14 protein-coding genes are annotated in these 18,660 nt (G+C 67.8%); 11 read left to right on the forward strand and 3 right to left on the reverse strand.

Annotation, left to right across the window (positions count from 1 at the left end; genetic code table 11):
- The 4 genes from M0R80_25090 to M0R80_25105 all read left to right on the forward strand — a co-directional run.
- Window positions 1-240, forward strand: a 240-nt coding sequence (locus M0R80_25090) for a hypothetical protein (protein ID MCK9462911.1), incomplete at its 5' end; no start/stop codon positions are given.
- Window positions 237-1,199: a hypothetical protein gene (locus M0R80_25095; GenBank protein ID MCK9462912.1), complete on the forward strand. Its 963-nt coding sequence runs from the start codon at window positions 237-239 to the stop codon at window positions 1,197-1,199. The genes M0R80_25090 and M0R80_25095, both read left to right, overlap by 4 nt.
- A gap of 76 nt (window positions 1,200-1,275) precedes the next feature.
- Window positions 1,276-2,334 carry a formylglycine-generating enzyme family protein gene (locus M0R80_25100; protein ID MCK9462913.1) on the forward strand — a complete coding sequence of 353 codons (1,059 nt, stop codon included), beginning with the start codon at window positions 1,276-1,278 and terminating at the stop codon, window positions 2,332-2,334.
- Between the two features lie 98 nt (window positions 2,335-2,432).
- Window positions 2,433-2,693 (forward strand): DUF1566 domain-containing protein, encoded by a 261-nt coding sequence (locus M0R80_25105; protein MCK9462914.1) that lies wholly within the window; start codon window positions 2,433-2,435, stop codon window positions 2,691-2,693.
- A 276-nt stretch (window positions 2,694-2,969) separates the two neighbouring features.
- Here the strand turns inward: M0R80_25105 and M0R80_25110 are convergent, their stop codons facing one another.
- Together M0R80_25110 and M0R80_25115 are read right to left on the reverse strand one after the other, a co-directional pair.
- Window positions 2,970-4,658: a MopE-related protein gene (locus M0R80_25110; protein MCK9462915.1), complete on the reverse strand. Its 1,689-nt coding sequence runs from the start codon at window positions 4,656-4,658 to the stop codon at window positions 2,970-2,972.
- A gap of 110 nt (window positions 4,659-4,768) precedes the next feature.
- Window positions 4,769-5,773, reverse strand: coding sequence for a sulfotransferase (locus M0R80_25115; protein MCK9462916.1), 1,005 nt, complete (start codon window positions 5,771-5,773; stop codon window positions 4,769-4,771).
- Window positions 5,774-6,524: 751 nt separating this feature from the next.
- Here M0R80_25115 and M0R80_25120 point away from each other — a divergent pair.
- Entirely contained in the window at window positions 6,525-8,309 is a 1,785-nt protein-coding gene (locus M0R80_25120) for a beta-propeller domain-containing protein (GenBank protein ID MCK9462917.1), read from the forward strand.
- Between the two features lie 10 nt (window positions 8,310-8,319).
- On the opposite strand, the gene M0R80_25125 is transcribed toward M0R80_25120, so the two are convergent.
- The gene (locus tag M0R80_25125; protein ID MCK9462918.1) at window positions 8,320-10,554 is read right to left on the reverse strand and encodes a hypothetical protein; all 2,235 of its coding nucleotides are present in this window, start codon (window positions 10,552-10,554) and stop codon (window positions 8,320-8,322) included.
- A 67-nt stretch (window positions 10,555-10,621) separates the two neighbouring features.
- On the opposite strand from M0R80_25125, the gene M0R80_25130 reads away from it, so the two are divergent.
- The 6 genes from M0R80_25130 to M0R80_25155 all read left to right on the forward strand — a co-directional run.
- Window positions 10,622-12,211, forward strand: a complete 1,590-nt coding sequence (locus M0R80_25130; GenBank protein MCK9462919.1) for a DUF2254 domain-containing protein — start codon at window positions 10,622-10,624, stop codon at window positions 12,209-12,211.
- Between the two features lie 16 nt (window positions 12,212-12,227).
- A complete protein-coding gene (locus tag M0R80_25135) occupies window positions 12,228-14,000 on the forward strand; it encodes an FHA domain-containing protein (GenBank protein ID MCK9462920.1) in 1,773 nt (590 codons plus the stop codon).
- A gap of 23 nt (window positions 14,001-14,023) precedes the next feature.
- Window positions 14,024-15,004 carry a HEAT repeat domain-containing protein gene (locus tag M0R80_25140; protein ID MCK9462921.1) on the forward strand — a complete coding sequence of 327 codons (981 nt, stop codon included), beginning with the start codon at window positions 14,024-14,026 and terminating at the stop codon, window positions 15,002-15,004.
- Between the two features lie 94 nt (window positions 15,005-15,098).
- Entirely contained in the window at window positions 15,099-16,148 is a 1,050-nt protein-coding gene (locus tag M0R80_25145; GenBank protein ID MCK9462922.1) for a hypothetical protein, read from the forward strand.
- A 109-nt stretch (window positions 16,149-16,257) separates the two neighbouring features.
- Window positions 16,258-16,899 (forward strand): hypothetical protein, encoded by a 642-nt coding sequence (locus tag M0R80_25150; protein MCK9462923.1) that lies wholly within the window; start codon window positions 16,258-16,260, stop codon window positions 16,897-16,899.
- 33 nt (window positions 16,900-16,932) lie between these two features.
- Window positions 16,933-18,660: TIGR02266 family protein (locus tag M0R80_25155; protein ID MCK9462924.1), on the forward strand; the 1,728-nt coding region annotated here is incomplete at its 3' end.

The following is an 18,660-nucleotide window of genomic DNA, read 5'->3' on the forward strand; positions in this document are numbered from 1 at the left end:
CATGGACTAGGAAGCTGCGCGGTGATCATCTCCCAGCCCTTCGACTCTATAGTGTTGACGAGGTTTTCCATTCCTCCGTCATGGAACGGACAACATGTTGAAGGCAAAAAAACGGTTAACGCCTATGGGGCGAATTGGACTCCCTGGGTTGCACACCGTTCGTTGACGTTTTGGCAGGAAGGCAATACCGGCTCAGGCAAGCGACCAAAGCGCAACGTTCCAATCGTCGAATCTACGTGAATCCGGACAGCGGGAGTTGGGGAACGACCTATACTTGGCTCAATTCCACTTTCACAACGGGCAGCCCGCTCATTGTGTGGCATCATTACACGCATACATTTTCTCCCAATTGGTCGAGCCCCAAGGCCAACGTCATGCCGATCGCTGGTAGAATTCTCAACCAATACTCGTTACTTGAATATCCTGACAATACATACACGTATGTTCGAACGGATTCCACCAACTGCGTGGTCAATAACGCCCACGAAGGAGGCGCCTACTACGACGGCTCCGGGCATGTTTGCTTGAGGGGAAGCGGGGCGACAGGTTGGGACGATGCGACGACGTACAAGTTTCTTGTGGGGCACGTTTTCGGACATCGAATGGCAGACGTTAATGGTGGACCATTAAACAGTGGTTTTGACAATGACGATGCACCTGGTCCTTGCAGATGCATTGATTTTACAGCATATGGAGGAAATACACATTGCATGGGTTCTAGAGATCCCATTGAGGCGGCGGAGAGCGAGGGATTTGCGGATTTCTTTTCAACAGCGGTATTCAATAATCGCAGTGAGAGCGAGACAAAAATATTTTCATACCCGCAAGAAACATACTTTTGTTTCTTGTCCGGGGGAAAGGGCTATCTCAATATTGACTGGGATCCACCGCATGTTTTCCCTGCCAGCCTGGATGAATCAGGCAGTAACTGCAACACCTTTATGACCTACGTTTGCGATCCCGGAGAGGCAGATCTAGGTGTAGAATTGGATTGGTTGCGTCTTACCTGGGAACTCTGGACGACCGGAAACGAGTTTTCCATGGATCAGATATCCGACATCTGGGAAGATACGAGTGGAGGGAATTGGGATGACCTGCTGGCCACAGTTGAGAGCCAATGGGAGGCATCTGACCCCGACAAAGTTAATGTATTTAACAACAAAAGCATCCAGTCGGGAGTTAATCATTATTCCGACTGAACCGGGGCCTTGGGAGAAACAATGTTGATGCGTACACGCCCCCGGCGGGGTTTTCATCTAGGGAAGAGGGATAGTGATGAATAGGACCGGGGGAATGATATTTAGGGTCCTTTGGGGGATCGTCGGGTGTTGTTTGTTTGTTTCTTCCTGTGGTAGCGACGGCAACAACAGCAAAGGCGATGCGGCATCAACTGATTCCGATTCGGATGCGGATACCGATGCAGACACGAACTCTGACACGGACGCCGGGACGGATTCGGATACCTGCACGCAGCCCGACGCCATTGCCTCGTGCGAGAGCGGTTGGTGCATGATTCCCGCAGGGTGCTTCCTCTACGGCTCTCCGCCCACAGAGCCGTGTCGCTCGGCCAACAACGAGGAACAGGTCTACGTCACCCTGACACACCCGTTCCTGATCCAGACCACCGAGGTGACCCAAGAGCAGTGGGAGGAGATGGGCTTCCCCAACCCATCTCCTTCCCCGACCTGCGCCGACTGTCCGGTCTCGATCGTGAGCTGGTTCGACGCGATCGCGTACTGCAACGCGCGCTCGGAGAGCGAGGGGTTGGAGACTTGCTACGACCTCTCATCGTGCGAGGGACTAGTGGGGAGCGGTTTCGGAGCGCCCGAGGACGATTTCGTTTGCGCGGGAGAGGTACAGAAGTTCGGGAACGTGTACGAGTGCCCGGGCTACCGGCTGCCCACCACCGCAGAGTGGGAGTACTCTGCGCGCGCGGGAACGACGACGGAAACGTACGCCGGCGATTCCCCTTCAGACAACGTGGAAGACTGCCAGCCGGACCCGGTGGTCGACGAGATCGCGTGGTCGTGCTCGAACACGGACATGGCGATGGCGGTGGGATTGAAGACGCCGAACGGTTGGGGATTGTATGACATGCTGGGCAATATTGGAGAGTGGGCTAGTGATCCATACCAAAACGTTCCCCTTGGCGGGGGAGCAGGATCAGTTATCGACCCACATGGCTTCGTGGAGAGCAGCTCGGGTCGGCCTGTAAGGGGGGGGGTTTGGATGAACGATCCCGTGTGTGTAAAGTCAGCATTCATCAGTTCGAGCAGCATTGATGGTAAGTTGTCCGGTAGGGGTTTTCGTCCGGCAAGAACCCTTTTCGAATGAAAGAAATCCATCAGCCAAGGATCCATCAACCAATGGGCGAATCAAGACGTGTAGCGTGCTCGGCGATATCCATTTCCGCGCTGGTCGCTCTTCTCGTGATGAGCTGCGGCGACGGCGGCGGTGGAGGAGACGACGGCGGAGCGGACGCGGGCGACGCCGGCGATCCCTGCACGTCCGACGGCGAGTGGTACGACGAGCACACCGGCCTGTGCTGGCAGGATCCGCCGGGCGACTCCCTGATGATCCAGGACGAGGCGATCGCGCACTGCGACGATCTCGTGCTGGGCGGTCGCGACGACTGGCGGCTGCCGAGGATCCAGGAGTTGATCGCGCTGGTTCGGGGGTGCGGGAGGGAATAGGGGACGTTGCTTCCTTTTATAACTTATCGCGAGAGGGACGCGGGTCGGCCGTAGAGATACAATTCCCACTAGGGAACCACCCGAACACACCGAACCGATGCCACGCCCTCGTCTTTGATGTTCCAATCCACCGTGCCGTCGGCGAAAGAAACGAACCACGCACTTTCGACGTTGAAGACCTCCGCCGAGGATGACCCAAATAGGACGAAATAGGGGACGTTGCTTCCTTCTGAAACTTGCGTCGTTTCTGCGACGGCTCCCGCCCGCTTCCGCCCCCTACGGCCAGGTGAACGGCCCGGTCTGCACGACATAGTTGCCGCCGCTCAGGATCGGCTCGATGGCGCACGTCGTGTCCCAGTAGCCGCCGTCCCAGGTGACGTGGGCGACCTTCCAGCCGTCGCCGCCGTCGAAGTAGCCGGCCGTGTCGAACCCCGTGACCTGGGGCGAGACGCCGAACGTCGCCCGGTGGTCTCCGCCGCAGTAGATGTTCACGACCGGGTGCGTCACGGACGAGGTCCCGTAGAAGTGCGACAGGATGGCGAACTCGTCGCTGTCGTTCGGGTTGTCGAGGTTGATGTTCTCCGGGATGCCGACCGTCGAGATGTTGTCGATGTCGAGGCGCGGGTTGTGGTTGGAGCCGGTCATCGCGTAGCCCCAGTTCACCGAATAGTACGAATTCTTGCAGTTGTTGTAGCCGCAGTCCGAGGTCGTGGCGCCGGTGTTGAACCAGTCCGTGGTCCGCCCGATCTTGCCCAGGCGCAGGTCGATGTCCGAGGTGCCGTCCGTGTCCCAGCACATCTCCACCCGCAGCCCCGGGGCGATGACGTGGACGATCCAGGTGCAGGTCATCGTGCCGTTGATGGCCGACACGATCGTCAGCGTGAGCGTGTAGGTTCCGGACAGGTTGAAGTAGAGGTTGAGCGTCGAGAGGCCGGTGCCGCTGCGCGTCGTCGTGTTGACGCCGTTCATCGTGAAGCTGTTCGTCCCGAGCACGATGTCGCACGGTCCCTGGCTGAGCGTCCACGTCCAGCTCGCGGTCGCGTGATCCGTGCCGTTGTAGATGGCCGGGTACCCGGTGATCGTCTTGGTGACGAACGGCGTCGCGGTGCCGATGTCGTAGGAGCAGTCGATGGGCGGCTCGCAGCACAGGCCGTCGTCCGGGCATCCGTCGCAGTCGTTGTCCGCGTAGTCGCACACCTCCGGCGTAGGCACGATGCCGCCCGTGCACGGGCCCCACAGCCCGAACTCGCCGGACGTGACGCACGACTGGGAGCCGTCGTCGCACACCCCCACGCCGCGGTAGTTCGGCGGGCCGAGGAAGCACGGCTGGACCTCGCCGATCGTGCACTGGCACCCCTCGTCGACCGTGCCGTCGCAGTCGTTGTCGGACCCGTCGCAGTACGACGGCCCCTCGCTCGTCATGGCGGACACGCAGCCCGTGGGGGTCGAGCACGCGTCGGTCCAGGTGCCGTCGCAGTCCGAATCGGTGTCCGTGTCGGTGTCGGTGTCGGTATCCGTGTCCGTGTCCGTGTCCCCGCCCGACACGTCGTCGTCGAGCCCGTCGCAATCCTGGTCGACGCCGTCGTCCAGGATCTCGTCCGCGCCCGGGTAGACGGCCGGGTCGTCGTCGTCGCAGTCGAACGGGAGGCACCAGTCGTCCGAGTCCCCGTCCGTGCATTCGGCACCCGTGTCCGAATCCGTGTCCGTGTCGGTGTCGGAATCTGCGTCCGTATCGGTGTCTGCGTCCGTATCAGTGTCGGAATCGGCATCGGTATCGGTGTCGGAATCGGAATCGGTGTCGGAATCGATATCCGTGTCCGAATCCGAATCCGTATCGGAATCGGAATCGACGTCCGTGTCCCCGTCCGTGTCGCCGGCGAAGCCGCCGCCGCCGCCGTTCGAGCACGCGCCGCCCGCGAGGAGGAGCGCACCGAGCGAGAGGCACACGATGGTTCGATATGTCATTTCGTTTCTCCGTTCCCCGCGTGAGGGCCGATCCGCCTATCCGACTGCTTAGTCGTGATTTTACCGCATTTTTCCGATTGTGGTTCGGTGGGAATGAAAAATTATACGGCCTACTCGCGCAGCAGGACGTCGCAGTAGTACTTCACCTTCTTGAGCGCCCTCCCGAGCGGCCTCTCGTGGATGTCCTTGCGCAGCGCCATGAACAGCTTGCGCTTCAGGCGGTACGAGTTGAGCGCCCACTTCTTGTCCTTCTTCGGCTTTTCCCCGCCCACCTCGGCGATCTTGTCGAACAGCCGCTCCTTGTCGTAGCCCCACGCGGAGATGTCCTCGGCCGGGATCGGCTCGACGACGCGGCGCGCGATCTCGAGCTTGTGCGCGTCGTTCGCGAGCTCGACCGCCCACGTGCTCACCGACTTGGTCGTCGGCCGCTTCTCGGCGCTCGCCTTCGGATCGCCGTAGCTCTTCACGACGTGGGTGTGCTCCCCGTAGTTCACAGCGCCCTCCTCGTTGGGGAGGCCGAGGAACGCGAAGATCTCGGCCATCTTCGCCTCGGGCTGCTTCACGAGATCCTCGTACTTGATGTGGTAGACGGGCGCCGGCTTCTCGCGGAGGAACTTCGCCATCGCCGGGACGTAGCGCCCCAGGACGTCGTTGAACGCGACCGCCGCGTCGTAGTCGCCCTCGAAGAACGAGCCCGCGAACGACGAGAGAATCGCGAGCGGGTGGCGCGTGAGCACGACGTAGCGCGCCTCCGGGTACACGCGCGAGAGGAACGGCAGCACGAGCGCGTTCGCGGGCGTCTTGTCGAGCATCATCTTCTTGCCGGTCGAGTCGGCCATGCGGCCGTACAGCACGTCGAGGTACGCGCGGCAGGCGTCGAGGTAGTCGTTCTCCTTGCCCGGGAGCTCTTCGACGTACTCGCGGACCGCCTCGGCCGCGTTGATGTGATCGTACGGCGCCTTGTCGACGGTCGCGTAGTAGCCGAGGTGCGCGAGCGGCGTCACGATGTGCGGCTCCGGGTGGGTGGAGATCTGCGAGTGGGAGCCGAGGATCCGCTGCAGCATCGTGGAGCCGGAGCGCGGCGGGCTGATGACGAACACCATTCTCTCTTGCATCGCTTGTACCTCCTCGTGCGCGGCGCGAGCGCCCCGCAAGACGGAATTACACCGAAAACGCGGCGCTGTGCCAGTTCCGGAGGGGAGCGGAGATCCGACCGATCGGTCGGATCCGCCGGATCGGTCGGATCGCCCTGGCACAATATGGCACAGGCACACGCCCGACAGTTTATTATCTATATGATTTTATTACTGTATATGACTTGCTCCGCTCTTGTTCCGACTGGCACACCATGTGCAACACCCCACCCGGATTCGCGAGAAAGGACGGTGTGACATGACGTGTTTCGATATGACGAAAATGCTGGGCATCGCGCTCGTCTTGGTGCTCGCCGCGGCCTGCAACGGGAAGCCGATGCCGTTTTTCGGACAGGGCGACGGGCACAACGACGACGAAGAGAGCTGCGAGTCCGACGCGCACGTCCCGCAGTTCGCGGAGGTGCACATGAGCAACCCCGCGCTGCGCGGCGCGACCGGGTGCGACGAGGTCGTCGACGTGCTGCGGCAGAAGCTGCTCGACCAGATGGTGGCGATGATCGAGTCCAACCGCGCGTACTTCCTCGCGCAGGAGGCGAAGTCGGAAGAGGAGTGCATGGGCTATTCCGACATGGACGCGGACACGGACATGGACGCGGATACGGATGTGGACTCCGACGGGGACTCGGACGGGGACTCGGACGGGGATTCGGACGGCGCCGAGGACTACTCGACGACGAACAACCAAGTGGAGGGCGTCGACGAGCCGGACTTCGTGAAGAACGACGGCAACACCATCTACCTGCTCGCGGACGGTCGGTTCCAGGTCTTCGACGCGTGGCCGGCCCAGGAGTCGCACAGGATCTCGGCCACGGCGATCGAGGGCGAGCCGAAGAAGATGTTCGTGCTCGGGGATCGCGCGGTCGTCTACTCCTCGCTCCCGGCGGTGTGGACCGGCGATCCGGTCTTCGACATGGCTGGGTACTACGGCGGGGAGTGCACGTACGGGTACGACTGCGAGCTGGTAGGTGATGGGCATCCGCTCAAGATCACGGTACTCGACATCTCCGACCTCACGGCGCCGGAGATCGTGCGCGAGATCGACTTCGGGGGCTCGCTCGTCGCCGGGCGCGCCATCGATGGCGCGACGTTCACCATGGTGGTGTTCCCGCAGATGGGCGCGAACGTGTCCTTCGGCGGCGACAACATACCTGTCGAGCTGGAGGGCCATTGGAACGAGTGCGGCCCGGACCTTCCGTTCTCCCAGTGCGAGATCCAGCGGATGTTCGACGCGCTGATCGAGCAGTACGCGGCGGAGATCGCGGCGCTCGAGCCCGAGTCGATCCTGCCGGGTGTCCGGGATCGCCGGCTCGTGGGTGGCGAGTGGATCGAGACGAGCGAGCAGTTCGCCGACTGCGAGAGCTTCTTCGTGAGCGAGTCGGGCGACGGCCTGAACCAGATATCCCTGTTCACCTTCGACCCCGCGCAGGAGGACGACCTCGGCATGACGTCGATTATCGATCGGCCCGGCGCGGTGTATGCCAACGCGACGTCGATGTACGTCGCCTCGCGCCACTACGCGGGCTACGACGACGAATGGTACTTCGACGATCCGGCCGCGACACCCGAGGCGACGACCGTGCACAAGTTCGTGCTCGATCCCGCGGCGCGGACCGCCGAGTACGCCGGCTCCGGCGTGGTGAAGGGACGCGTGCTCAACCAGTTCTCCATGGACGAGCACGACGGCGATCTCCGCATCGCGACAACCACGGGCCACCTGCCGAGCGCGGATACCCACAGCACGGTGAGCGTGCTTGGCGAAACGGACGGATCTCTCGAGCTCGTCGGCCAGGTCGACCACATCGCGCCGTCCGAGGACATCCGCTCCGTGCGGTTCTCGGGCGACCAGGGCTACGTCGTGACGTTCGAGAAGACCGATCCTTTGTTCGTGCTCGACCTCGCGGATCCCACCGCTCCGGCGGTCGTCGGCGAGCTGGTCATCCCCGGTTTCTCCACGTACATGCACCTCATGGGCGCGGACCACCTCCTCACCATCGGCTATGACGCGGACGACATGGGCGACTTCTCGTGGTTCCAGGGCGTGAGGCTCCAGATCTTCGACATCTCCGAGCCCACGAACCCGCTGCTCGACCACGTCGAGGTGATCGGCTCGCGCGGCTCGACCTCGGAGGCGACGACGAACCACCTCGCGTTCAACTACTTCGCGTCGCGCGACCTGCTCGCACTCCCGATGACGATCTGCGAGGGCGGCGACGAAGGGATGTACGGCTACGACATGACGTTCAGCGGCCTGCTCGTCTACAACGTCACCACCGAGGACGGGTTCACGCAGCTCGGTGGCGTGCCCCACGCGGCGCCGACGGCGGGCGACGACTACGAAACAGCGTGCGGTAACTGGTGGACCAACGGGAACTCCGCCGTGAAGCGCAGCGTGTTCATGGAGGACTACGTCTTCTCCATCGCGACGGATCTCGTCAATGTCGCGAGCGTCTCCGCGTTGAGCGACGTGCTCGTCTCCCTGGACCTCACCGCCCCGTAACCCCGGATGATCACGCGCGCCGAGCGGACGCGATCGACCCGACCAGCGCGGCGAGCTTCAGCCCGGCGAACAGGAGGGCGGTCGTCACGAGCCCGTACGCGGGCAGCCACACGACGCCCGTGACGAGCGCGCCGAAAGCCGCGCCGAGGTGATCCGCGGCCTCGATCGGGGCGGCGGACGCCCGCTCGTCCGCGCCGCGCTCGCGCGCGATGACCGCGAGGAACGCCGGGAACGCGGCGCCGGTCGCGGCGCCGGCCACGACGGACCAGACCACGGCGAGCCACGCGCGGGAGAGCGCCGCGCCGAGGATCGGGCCCGTCGCGAGGAGCAGGCCGAGCGCGACGAGATCCGCGGCGACCGCGGCGCGGGCCGTCCCGGATCCCAGCGTGCGGGCGCCTATCGCGGCGCCCGCCGCGAGCCCGGCCATGAACGCGGCGAGGATCCCCGCGAGCGCCGTGTACAGCACTCCCGCCGCGGTCTGGAACGCGTAGAGCACCATGAGCTCGATCGCCATGCCGGCGGCCCCCGTCGTCGCGATGGAGAAGAGCGCGTCGAAGGCGCCGCGCCGCCGCCTGACCGTTGTCGCGATCCGGAGCGCGATCCAGAGCGCGATCGGCAGGGCGAGGAGCGTCCAGCCGAAGCGCCCCGCGAAACCTGTCGCCGTGCCGCCGCTTCGCCCGAGGCCGGAGCCGATCTGCCGCTCCCAGAGCTCGACGCCGGCGAGGTAGGCGTACGGCCGCGCGTCTGTGTTCGCGGGTGCGGCGGTCGCCTCGAGGCGCGCGCGCAACGCCGACGCCCGGCCCGGGTCGAGCAGATCCTTGAACCTTTCGGGGACGAAGCCGCCGGGCGCGTCGATCCGGGATCGGAAGCGCGCGGCGAGGATCTCGGGATCGGCGACGAGGTCGCCCGGTGCCGCGGCGGCCAGGATCGTGGTCTCGGTGCCCGGGACGAGCAGGGTGACCGGGAGCGAGGCCTTGACCGCGCGCCAGGACGAAGCCGCGGCCCGCGCCGCCTCCTCGGCGAGGACGTTGGCGCCGCCCGGCGCGCGGAACGCGGCGACGCCGCCCGGGCGCAGCGCCTTCGCGACCGCGGCGAACAGCTCGCTCGTGTGGTACCGGTTGGCCCGCGCCGTCCGCGGCGGCGGGCTCGCGATCACGACGACGTCGAAGCGCTCCCGCGTCGCCGCGACGAAGCGCCGGCCGTCCCCGCGGACGAGCGCGACGCGCGGGTCCCGGATCGCCCGGCGCGTCTCGGCCGGCCAGAACGGCGCGCATAGGGCGTGCTCGGCGCCGTCGAGGTACGTGAGCACGACGCGGTCGAGGCCGTGGGACAGCGCCGCGCCGAGGCGATCCGTCGGGCCGCCGCCGATCAGTAGCGCGCTCCTGGGGCGCGCGTGCTCGGCCAGCGCGAGGTGCACCTGCACGGGCCGCTCCCAGGGGTCCGGGAACACCTCCGCCGGCCGGCCGTCGACGACGACGGCGTACTGGCCGCCCCGCTCGCCGAGCGCCAGCCTGCCGTACGCGCTCTTCGCGGTCGCCGCGAGCGCGCCCCGGGACGGATCGACGGCGAACCAGCGCGCCGTCATCGCGGCGTCGATCCCGGACGCGGCGCCGGAGGCGAAGGCGGCTGTCGCCGCGAGCGCCGCCGCGAGCGACCCCCAGCGGGGGAGGGACCGATCGGCCGCGATCCCGAACGCGGCGAGCGAGACGGCCCACGCGAGCGCGAGCACCGCGACGTGGGGAAGGCGCGTCGACAGCGCGAGGCTGAACGCGAGGCCGGCGGCGAGCGCGCCCGCCGCCTCGGCGACGTAGATGCGCGTGGCTGGCCGCCTGTCCCCGTCGCGCGCGCCGCGCGCCGCGATCGTGAACGAGAACCCGACGAGGAACGCCGGCGGGACGAACGCCAATGCGAGGATCGCCGCCGCCCACCCTGGATCCGGCGCGCCGCCCGGGGGCACGCCGAGGATCTCCAGGTGGAAGCGCAGCGCGGCGAGCGCGGCGAAGGACGCCGGGCCGGCGACTACGAGCGCGGCGAATGGCCCCGAGCCCCCGATCGGGCGCCTCGACGCGGCGGCGGCGCCGAGCCCCACGCCGCAGAGCCACAGGGCGAACGCGAGCCCGAGCACGAGCTCGTCGCCCGACGACACGGCGAGCGCCTCGCGGACGAGCACGACCTGCGCGAAAGTCGCCCACGCGCCCAGCCCGAACCCGAACGCCGCGAGGCGCCACTTTCCGACGGCGTGCACGGCCCATCCTAGCACAGGGCGGCCGATTGACCGCGGCCGGGTCGCGGGATACCTTCTTGCGGCTGTCATGCACGAAGCGCAGCGCCGCAAATACGGCTCCTACGGCTGGGCCGTCGTCCTGCTCGCCACCGCTGCCGTCAGCATCGGCGGATACGGGATCGTCTACGCGCTCGACAACCCGGGTGGAACCGTCGGCGGGTTCTTCGATCTCGCGTTCCGATCCGCGGGCGCGAGCGCGTTCAGCAACATGCCCGAGGTGATAGCCGGCGTGCTCGGCATCGCGATCACGGTCGTGGCGATCATCGTCGAGCTCGCCTCGAACCGCTACACCTCGCGGATCACCGAGCTGTTCATCGCCTCCCACGTCAACCAGGGCGTGCTCGGCTTCTTCGTCGTCACCTGCCTTCTGTGCGTCTGGACCGCGCTCACGGGGAGGTCCGCCGACGCCGATCCGCACTACGGGAGCCTGGTCGCAACGATCACGATCACGACGTGCCTGCTCATGCTGCTGCCGTACTTTGCGTTCGTCTTCGCGTTCCTGAACCCGCACAACATCATCGACCGCATGGCGGGCGCCGCGCTCGCCGCGATCCGGAGAGCCGGCCGCGGCGGGATCGCCTGCCCACGCCAGCGGCAGCTCGCGGTGCGGAGCGTCGAGCAGCTCGCGGACGTCGCCCTCAACGCGTTCGAGAGCAAGGACAAGGTCATCTGCATGCACGCCGTCGACAGCCTCGGCGGCCTCATGCGCGACTACCTCTCCGTCAAGCGCGCCTTCGGCGGCGCGTTCTTCTCGCTCGACGCGATGATCCGCGAGAACCCGGACTTCGTCTCGATGCAGGACGACGTGTTCGCCGGGATCGAGAGCGGGCGTTTCTGGTTCGAGATGAAGATCCTGCGCCAGTACCAGATGCTCTACGGCGAGACGCTCAACCGGGCGCGGGACATCAACTACCTGATCGCGATCAACACGCGGAAGACCGCCGAGGAGGCGATGGCGCTCGACGAGGCCGAGGTCGTCGCGCTCGCGGTCAAGTTCTTCAACACGTACATGCGGGCGACGATCAACGGGCAGGACGTCCGCACCGCCTACAACGTGCTCAACCAGTATCGGCTCCTCGCCGAGGCCGCGCTGCGCAACGGGCGGGAGGAGATCGCGCTGGAGATCGCGCGGCGGTTCCAGTACTACGGCCAGCTCGGGTTCGGCGCGGGGCTGCGCTTCGTGCTCGAGACGGCGGCGTACGACCTGTGCCGGCTGAACGAGCTCGCGTTCGAGCTCGCGAGCCCCCGGCGCCGCGAGCTGCTCGGGATCTTCCTCGAGGTCGACAAGGAAGCCGAGGAGGGGCACGATCTCGAGGCGTCGCTGCGCGGCGTGCGCAAGGCGCAGGTGAAGCTCGCGACGTTCTACCTCATGCGCGGCGACGAGGCCGCGGCCCGCGTGATCTTCGACGACATGCGCGCCGAGCTCCCGTCGCGCCTCGCGTCGATCCGCGGCGAGCTCGCGGGGATCACGGAGCGCGACTTCTGGGAGATCAGCGATCGCGGGGTCAACTTCGACTATCTCGAGCCCGGCCGCCGAGCTGCGCTCGACGTGTTCTTCGAATGGTTCCGGGCGCCCGAGGGCGCCGCGCAGCCCGCGTCCCGAGACGGGGCCGGGTGAGGAAGGGAGAGCTCGGATGTTCACGATCACGGTCGCGGAGAAGGGTGGAAGCCAGCGCCGCATGGAGTTCGACGAGGACGTCATCACCATCGGCCGGGTCCAGGGCAACCACATCGTGCTGCCCCGCGGCAACGTCTCGAAGCAGCACGCGCGGCTCGAGCACCGCGGCGGCGAGCTCCGCCTCACCGATCTCAACAGCACGAACGGCACGTACATCAACGGGCGGCGGATCACCGAGACCGCGCTCGTCGTGACCGGCGACAAGGTCTACATCGGCGAGTTCATCATCGGGTTCGAGGACGTCTCCGCCGCCGAGGCATCCGCCGCTCGGCCGATCCCGAGCCCGCCCGCCCAGGAGGCCGCGCCCAAGCTGCCCGTGCCGCGCGCCAAGGTCGCGCCCGTGCGGCCGTCGAAGCGCCTCGCCGACGCGACAGTCCCCTCGCCCGTCCCGTCCACCGCCGCCGCGGCCGCGCCGCCGCGGCCCGCGCCGCGGCCCACCGAGGAGCCGGCGGTCTTCTCCTCCGTGGATCCGAGCGCCGCGCACGCCCCGGCGCCGCTGCCGCGCCCGTCGACCACGCCGAGGCCGGCGCCGGCGGCGCCGAAGCCGCAGCCGGCGGCGCCGCAACCGGCGATCCCGGCCCCGGCCACCGACGCCCACGTCGAGCAGCTTCTCGAGGCGCTCGCGCGGCAGGTGAAGCGGATCGAGCTCGGCAAGCTGCCCGCGCGCGTGGACGAGGGCACCGCGGGCAAGGTGCGGATCGTGCTGCGGGAGACGGTCGACGAGCTCGTGAGCCACGGCAAGCTCCCGCCCACGCACGAGACGGAGCGGCTCCTCTCCCGCGCGTTCCGCGCCGCGGTCGACCTCGGCCCGCTCTCGGCGTGGCTCGAGGACGCCGAGGTCAGGGAGATCCGCATCCTGAGCGCGGACACGGTCCTCCTGCGCCGACGCGGCGGCTGGTCGCCCGCCGGCTTCGGGTTCGTGGGAGAGGACGCGCTGGCCGAGGCGCTGCGGTGCCTCGGGTCGGGCGTCCCGGGCCGCGACGAGGGCGGGGTCCCGGGGCTCGTGCGCTACCGCCTCGAGGACGGCGCCATGGTGCTCGCCGCGCTCCCGCCGGTCGCGTCGTCCGGCACCTCGGCGTCGATCTACAAGAACCTCTCGCCGAGGATCCGGGACGCCGCGGGCGCGGTGACCGGCTTCGACGGCGAGATGCGCGCGGCGCTCGAGAAGGCCGTGATCGGAAGGTCGCGGATCGCGGTCGTGGGATCGGCGCTCCCGTACCGCCTCTCCGCGGTCGCGGACGTCGTGCGGCTCATCCCGGCGACCGAGGTGATCGTCGGCGTCGAGGACATCCCGCTGCTCGGCTTCGGCGGCCCGCGCCGCGTCGGGCTCGCCGCGCACGGGCTGCGCAAGGGCGAGCTCCGCGCCGCGGGGCTGGGGTCGCTCCTTCCCCGCGCCGTGGATCTCAGCCCGGAGTGGATCGCCGCCTGCGGCGCGTGGTGGGACGACGTGCCCGAGCTGATCGCGTGCGCCGCCGGGCGCAAGGGGTTCGTCGCCGAGCTGCCGCTCACCGCCGAGCGCGCGCTGGACCACGAGCTCGCCTCCGGGCTCGCGGCGGCCGGGATCGCGGCGTGGCCGGAGCAGGCCGCGAGGCTCCTCGTGTCCGCGTTCGACATCATCGCGGTGGCGGACGTGTCCGCCGCCGGCGAGCCGATCGTGACGAAGCTGATCCGGCCCGGCCTCGCGGGCACGGAGTGGGCGCCGAAGGTCTTCTGTGAGCGCGCCGGCTAGCGCGCGCGAAGGAGGTCCACACGATGTGCATTCATCGCCACGTGATCTTCGGGTTCGTTCTCGCCGCGGCGGCCGCACTTGCCGCGGCGGCGGCCGCGCAGACCGACGCGCAGCCGCTGCCCGAGGGGCTGTTCTCGGCGGAGCCGACCACGCGCGTCGCCGCGATCGCCGAGGTCGAGGCGCAGCGCCACGCGAGCGCCGCGGACAAGCTCGCCTCCATGGCGCGCTCGGACGCCGTCGCCGAGGTGCGCGAGGCCGCGTGCCGCGCGCTCGGGACGCTCATGGCGACCGCGCACGCCGAGCTCCTCCAGTTCGTCGCCACGGGCGACGCCAACGACGCGGTCCGCGCGGCGGCCGCGCGGGCGCTGCGGCAGATCCGCGGCGAGCCCGAGCCGATCGCGAAGCCGTTCCTCCCCCCGGCGCCGGACGCGGCGGCGCCTGCGGCGGAGGTCGACGACGCGCACAAGTCGCCCGAGCTCGTGAAGCCCGAGGAGGAGGAGATCCAGACCCTGCACTTCGCCTTCGGGTTCGGCTCCATGGGCGGCTACGGCCTCGCGGCGATCAACATGCGCGGCCGGATCCCGGTGCCCGCGAGGTACCTCCCCTGGATCGGCCTCGAGATCGGCGGCGGCTGGAGCCCGCCCCAGGTCTACGTCATCGTCTCCGGGCTCATGGATCCGGTGACCGCCGACGACGCGCGGTGGAAGCTGATCTCCGGCGGCGCGGCGGTTCTGTTCTACCTGCACCGAAACCACTACATTCCGCTCCGCGGCGGGTTCGACATGGGCCAGGGCCCGTACGGGCAGATCGGCTACGGCTTCGAGATGCTGAACGCCGAGGGGTTCTTCTCGTGGGGCCTGGAGCTCGGCCTGCACGTTCATTTCGCGTCCGACAAGTTCGCGCGGGAGATCGTCGATCCGGAGGACTATTCGGACGGCAACGGTCCCGACATCTGGGTCGTGGCGCCGTTCGTGCGCTTCGTGCTGCACTTCTATCTGATCTGATCTTTGGCGCCGCCCGGCCGGCGGCGTTTGGGACATCCTGATAATCTGGTAATGTCCACTAGTAGCGCGGAAGTCGCTTCAGACGAGGTGAGTCATGACAAAGGCATTCTTTTCGGTTTTCATTTCATCATTCGCGTTCCTCGCGATCGCCCTCTGCGCCGGGTGCGACGGCGGATCGTCCTCGGCGACCGACGGCGGGGCCGACGGCGGCGACGCGGACACGGACACGGACGCGGACACGGACGCGGACACGGACTCGGACGCGGAGTTCAACCCCGAGGACCCGGGGATCAACCTGACGCTCCTGATAGGCTCGGTCTACATGATGAACACGCCCATCGAGCTCGCGACCGGCATCCTGTGGACCACGGCGCGAGAGGACTTCGAGGAGGCCGAGTCCGCGGAGATCCCGCTCGACACGTGCGTCGTGCAGGCAGAGGAGACGCCGGTGCCCGAGTGCGACGGCCCCGAGGACTGCGCGCCGGAGCAGGAGTGCCTGCCCGAGCAGGACGACAGCGGGAACCCGATCCCGGGCACCGAGTCGTGCGTCACGCCGCGGGAGCCCATGGATCTCGGGCCGTTCACGGTCGACGGGTTCGCGACCGGGCCCGTCACGATGGCCTACAACGCGGGCCAGAGCGGCGCGTACACGCCGGACGGCGCGGGCGACGGCACGCTGGCGACCGGGACGATCGCGTACGACGTGACCTACACGATCTCCGGCGACGGCGGGGGCGTCTCGGATCTCGGCGCGTACGACGGCGAGCTGTACGTGGCGCCGCAGTTCGCGCTGACCTCGCCGCCGCTCGTGGAGATGGCGATGGAGGGGATGTACGGCATCGAGGCGAGCATGACGGCGGCGCTCCCGCTCGCGTGGGCGGGCTCGAACCCGGACGGCGATCTCACGATCACGATCTCGGGCGGCCAGAGCGACGGCACGTCGGTCGTGTGCCGCGTGGCCGACGACGGCGCGTTCACCATCCCGGCCGACATGATGGCCGAGTCCGGCCTCGGCGCGATCGCGTTCATCAACATGCTCACCATCGACCGCCGCGGCGTCGGATCGGCCTCCGGCGAGGGGCTCACCTTCGGCGCCGTCGAGGCGATCCAGACGACCCTCCTGAACATCATCAAGGTGGAGTAGCCAGGAGACGAACCCGCCGCTTCGCTCCGCGGCCGGCGGAGCCGAACCCCTTGGTACTCTTACGAAGTTTGTGTTAGTACAGGTCATTCCAAACGAGAGGGAGGATATCGTGACCAAGAATCATTCCGGATCATTTGCCCGTTTCGTCGCGCCGGCGCTCGTGGCGCTCGTCGTTTTCGGTTGCAGCAGCGAGCCGCAGCAGCTGCCCCAGCTGCCCCAGCCGGTGATCGCGCAGCCGGTCGTCCCGCAGCCGGTGATCGCGCAGCCGATCGTCCCGCAGCCGGTCGTCGTGGCCCCGCCGCCCGAGACCCCGCTCGTCCCGATCGAGGAGCCGGTGGCGGAGACGACCACGACCGGCAAGGGGACCGGGGGGGGCGTCGACAAGGCGATCTCCGGGCCGGCGACGACCGGTGACGAGCTGGTCGGCAACTACATGTGCCAGATCACCTCGAAGGAGTTCCCGTTCGGCCTGAACCCGCCGGCGAGCGGGTGCCGCATCTACAAGGCCGGCGACGGCAGCCTCCGGATCGGGTCGGTGGGGCGCCAGGCCGGGATCTCCGGCACCATCAGCGATCCCAAGGCGGCGGGGTTCCACGTGGTCGGCACGTACAACCTGTCGCCCGTCAAGCTCGACATCAAGGCGCGCATGCTCCGCAAGGGCGCGGGCAAGTTCAGCGGCGCGGGTCGCGGCGTCCTGAACGGGGACAAGGCGAACAAGATCAGCTACACATTGACCATGACGCAGCAGTAACGTTCGCCGGCGCAGCGCAGGGGAGGACGGAAAATGACGAAAGACGAGCGGCGCGACAAACGGATCCCCGTCGGGCTCAAGGTGCGGTTCAAGAGCGCGACGATCGCCGAGTTCATCGAGCACTACTCGCGCGATCTGAGCCGCGGCGGCATCTTCATCCGCACGGACAGCCCGATGCCGATCGGCACGCTGATCAAGTTCGACATCTGCTTGAAGGACGAGAAGTCGCTCATCCAGGGAGTGGGCAGGGTCGTCTGGCGACGCGACGAGAACGTCAGCGAAGAAGCCCCGGCCGGGATGGGGATCAAGTTCATCAAGCTCGACGAGTCGAGCCGCGCGAACCTCGACGTCATGATGGGGGACTCGCAGCAGGGCGAAGGGAAGCCGCCGGGCGAGCCGCCTATCATCGTCGAGACCCAAGGCGAAACCGACGACGAAGGCGGGGGACCGCCGCAGCCGATCGCGCCGGTCCGTCCGCAGGCGATGCCCAAGGGCGCGAAGCGCACGATGATCGGCATGGGGCCGAGCTCGAAGGGAGCGTCCGGGGCGCCGGCGGCGCCGACCGACACGGACGAGGCCGACGCCGCAGAGGGAGACGGCGCGCCGGCGGCGGCACCTGCCGGCGGGTTCCTCGCGGACATCTCCAGCGCCATCGACACCGCGCTGGGCTCCAGCGACTCGAGCCCGCCGACGGACGCCGCGGTGCCCGCCGAGGCCGAGGAGAAGGAGGCTGCCGCGACGGAGGCGCCCGCAGCGGACGATAAAGACGACGCGCCGGCGGCGGCCGAGAAGGAGCCGTCACCCGCCGAGGCCGAGGAGAAGGAGGCTGCCGCGGCGGTCGCGGCGCCGGCGCCGGCGCCGGCCAAGGCGGAGGTGAAGGAGACCCCGAAGCCGGCCGAGCCCCGCAAGGAGGCGAAGCCCGCGGAAAAACCGGCCGAGCCGGCCGCGGTCCGCATCGGCGCCGACACGAAGGAGCGGCGCGGCGTGCCGCCGATCGTCTGGCTGCTCCTCCTCGCCGGCGCGGCCGGCGCGATCTACTACTTCGGGTTCTACGCGCCGGAGCAGGAAGGGAACGGGGAGGTGGCGCAGGGAGATGCCACCGCCGAGCCGCCGAAAAAGGAGCCGCCGAAAGAGGAGCCGCCGAAAGAGGAGCCGCCGAAGCCGGAGCCGCCGAAGCCGATGGCGAAGATCGAGATCGCGACGACGCCTGCCGGCGCCTCCGTCACGATCGACGGCGCGGCGCGCGACGGCGTGACCCCGCTCGTGATCGACGGCCTGACCCCGCAGCAGGAGATCGCGATCGAGGCGCGGCTGTTCGGCTACGCGCCCTTGGCCCAGAAGGCCGTGCCGGGCGAGGGCGAGCCTTTGAAGGTCGAGATGAAGCTCGCCCCGGCCAAGGTCGATCTCGAGTTCAAGAGCACGCCGCCGGGCGCCGGGGTGAAGTCGGGCGACAAGTGGCTGTGCAAGACGCCGAGGGTGATCTCGCAGAAGGGGATGACCTCGGATCTGGCGTACACGATGTCGAAGCCCGGATATCAGGACGTGTCGGGCAGCGTGTCGCAGTCCGACTTCACCTTCGCGGACGGCGCGTACAAGGCGGTCGTCGAGGCGACCCTCGTCAAGGTGGAGAAGCCTGCCGAGCCGAAGGCCGAGCCGAAGGCCGAGCCGAAGCCGGAGCCGAAGGCCGAGCCGAAGGCCGAGCCGAAGGCCGAGCCGAAGGCCGAGCCGAAGCCGGAGCCGCCGAAGAAGACCGGCGACATC

It is taken from the genome of Pseudomonadota bacterium, from assembly GCA_023229365.1.
GTDB lineage: Bacteria > Myxococcota_A > Polyangia > JAAYKL01 > JAAYKL01 > JALNZK01.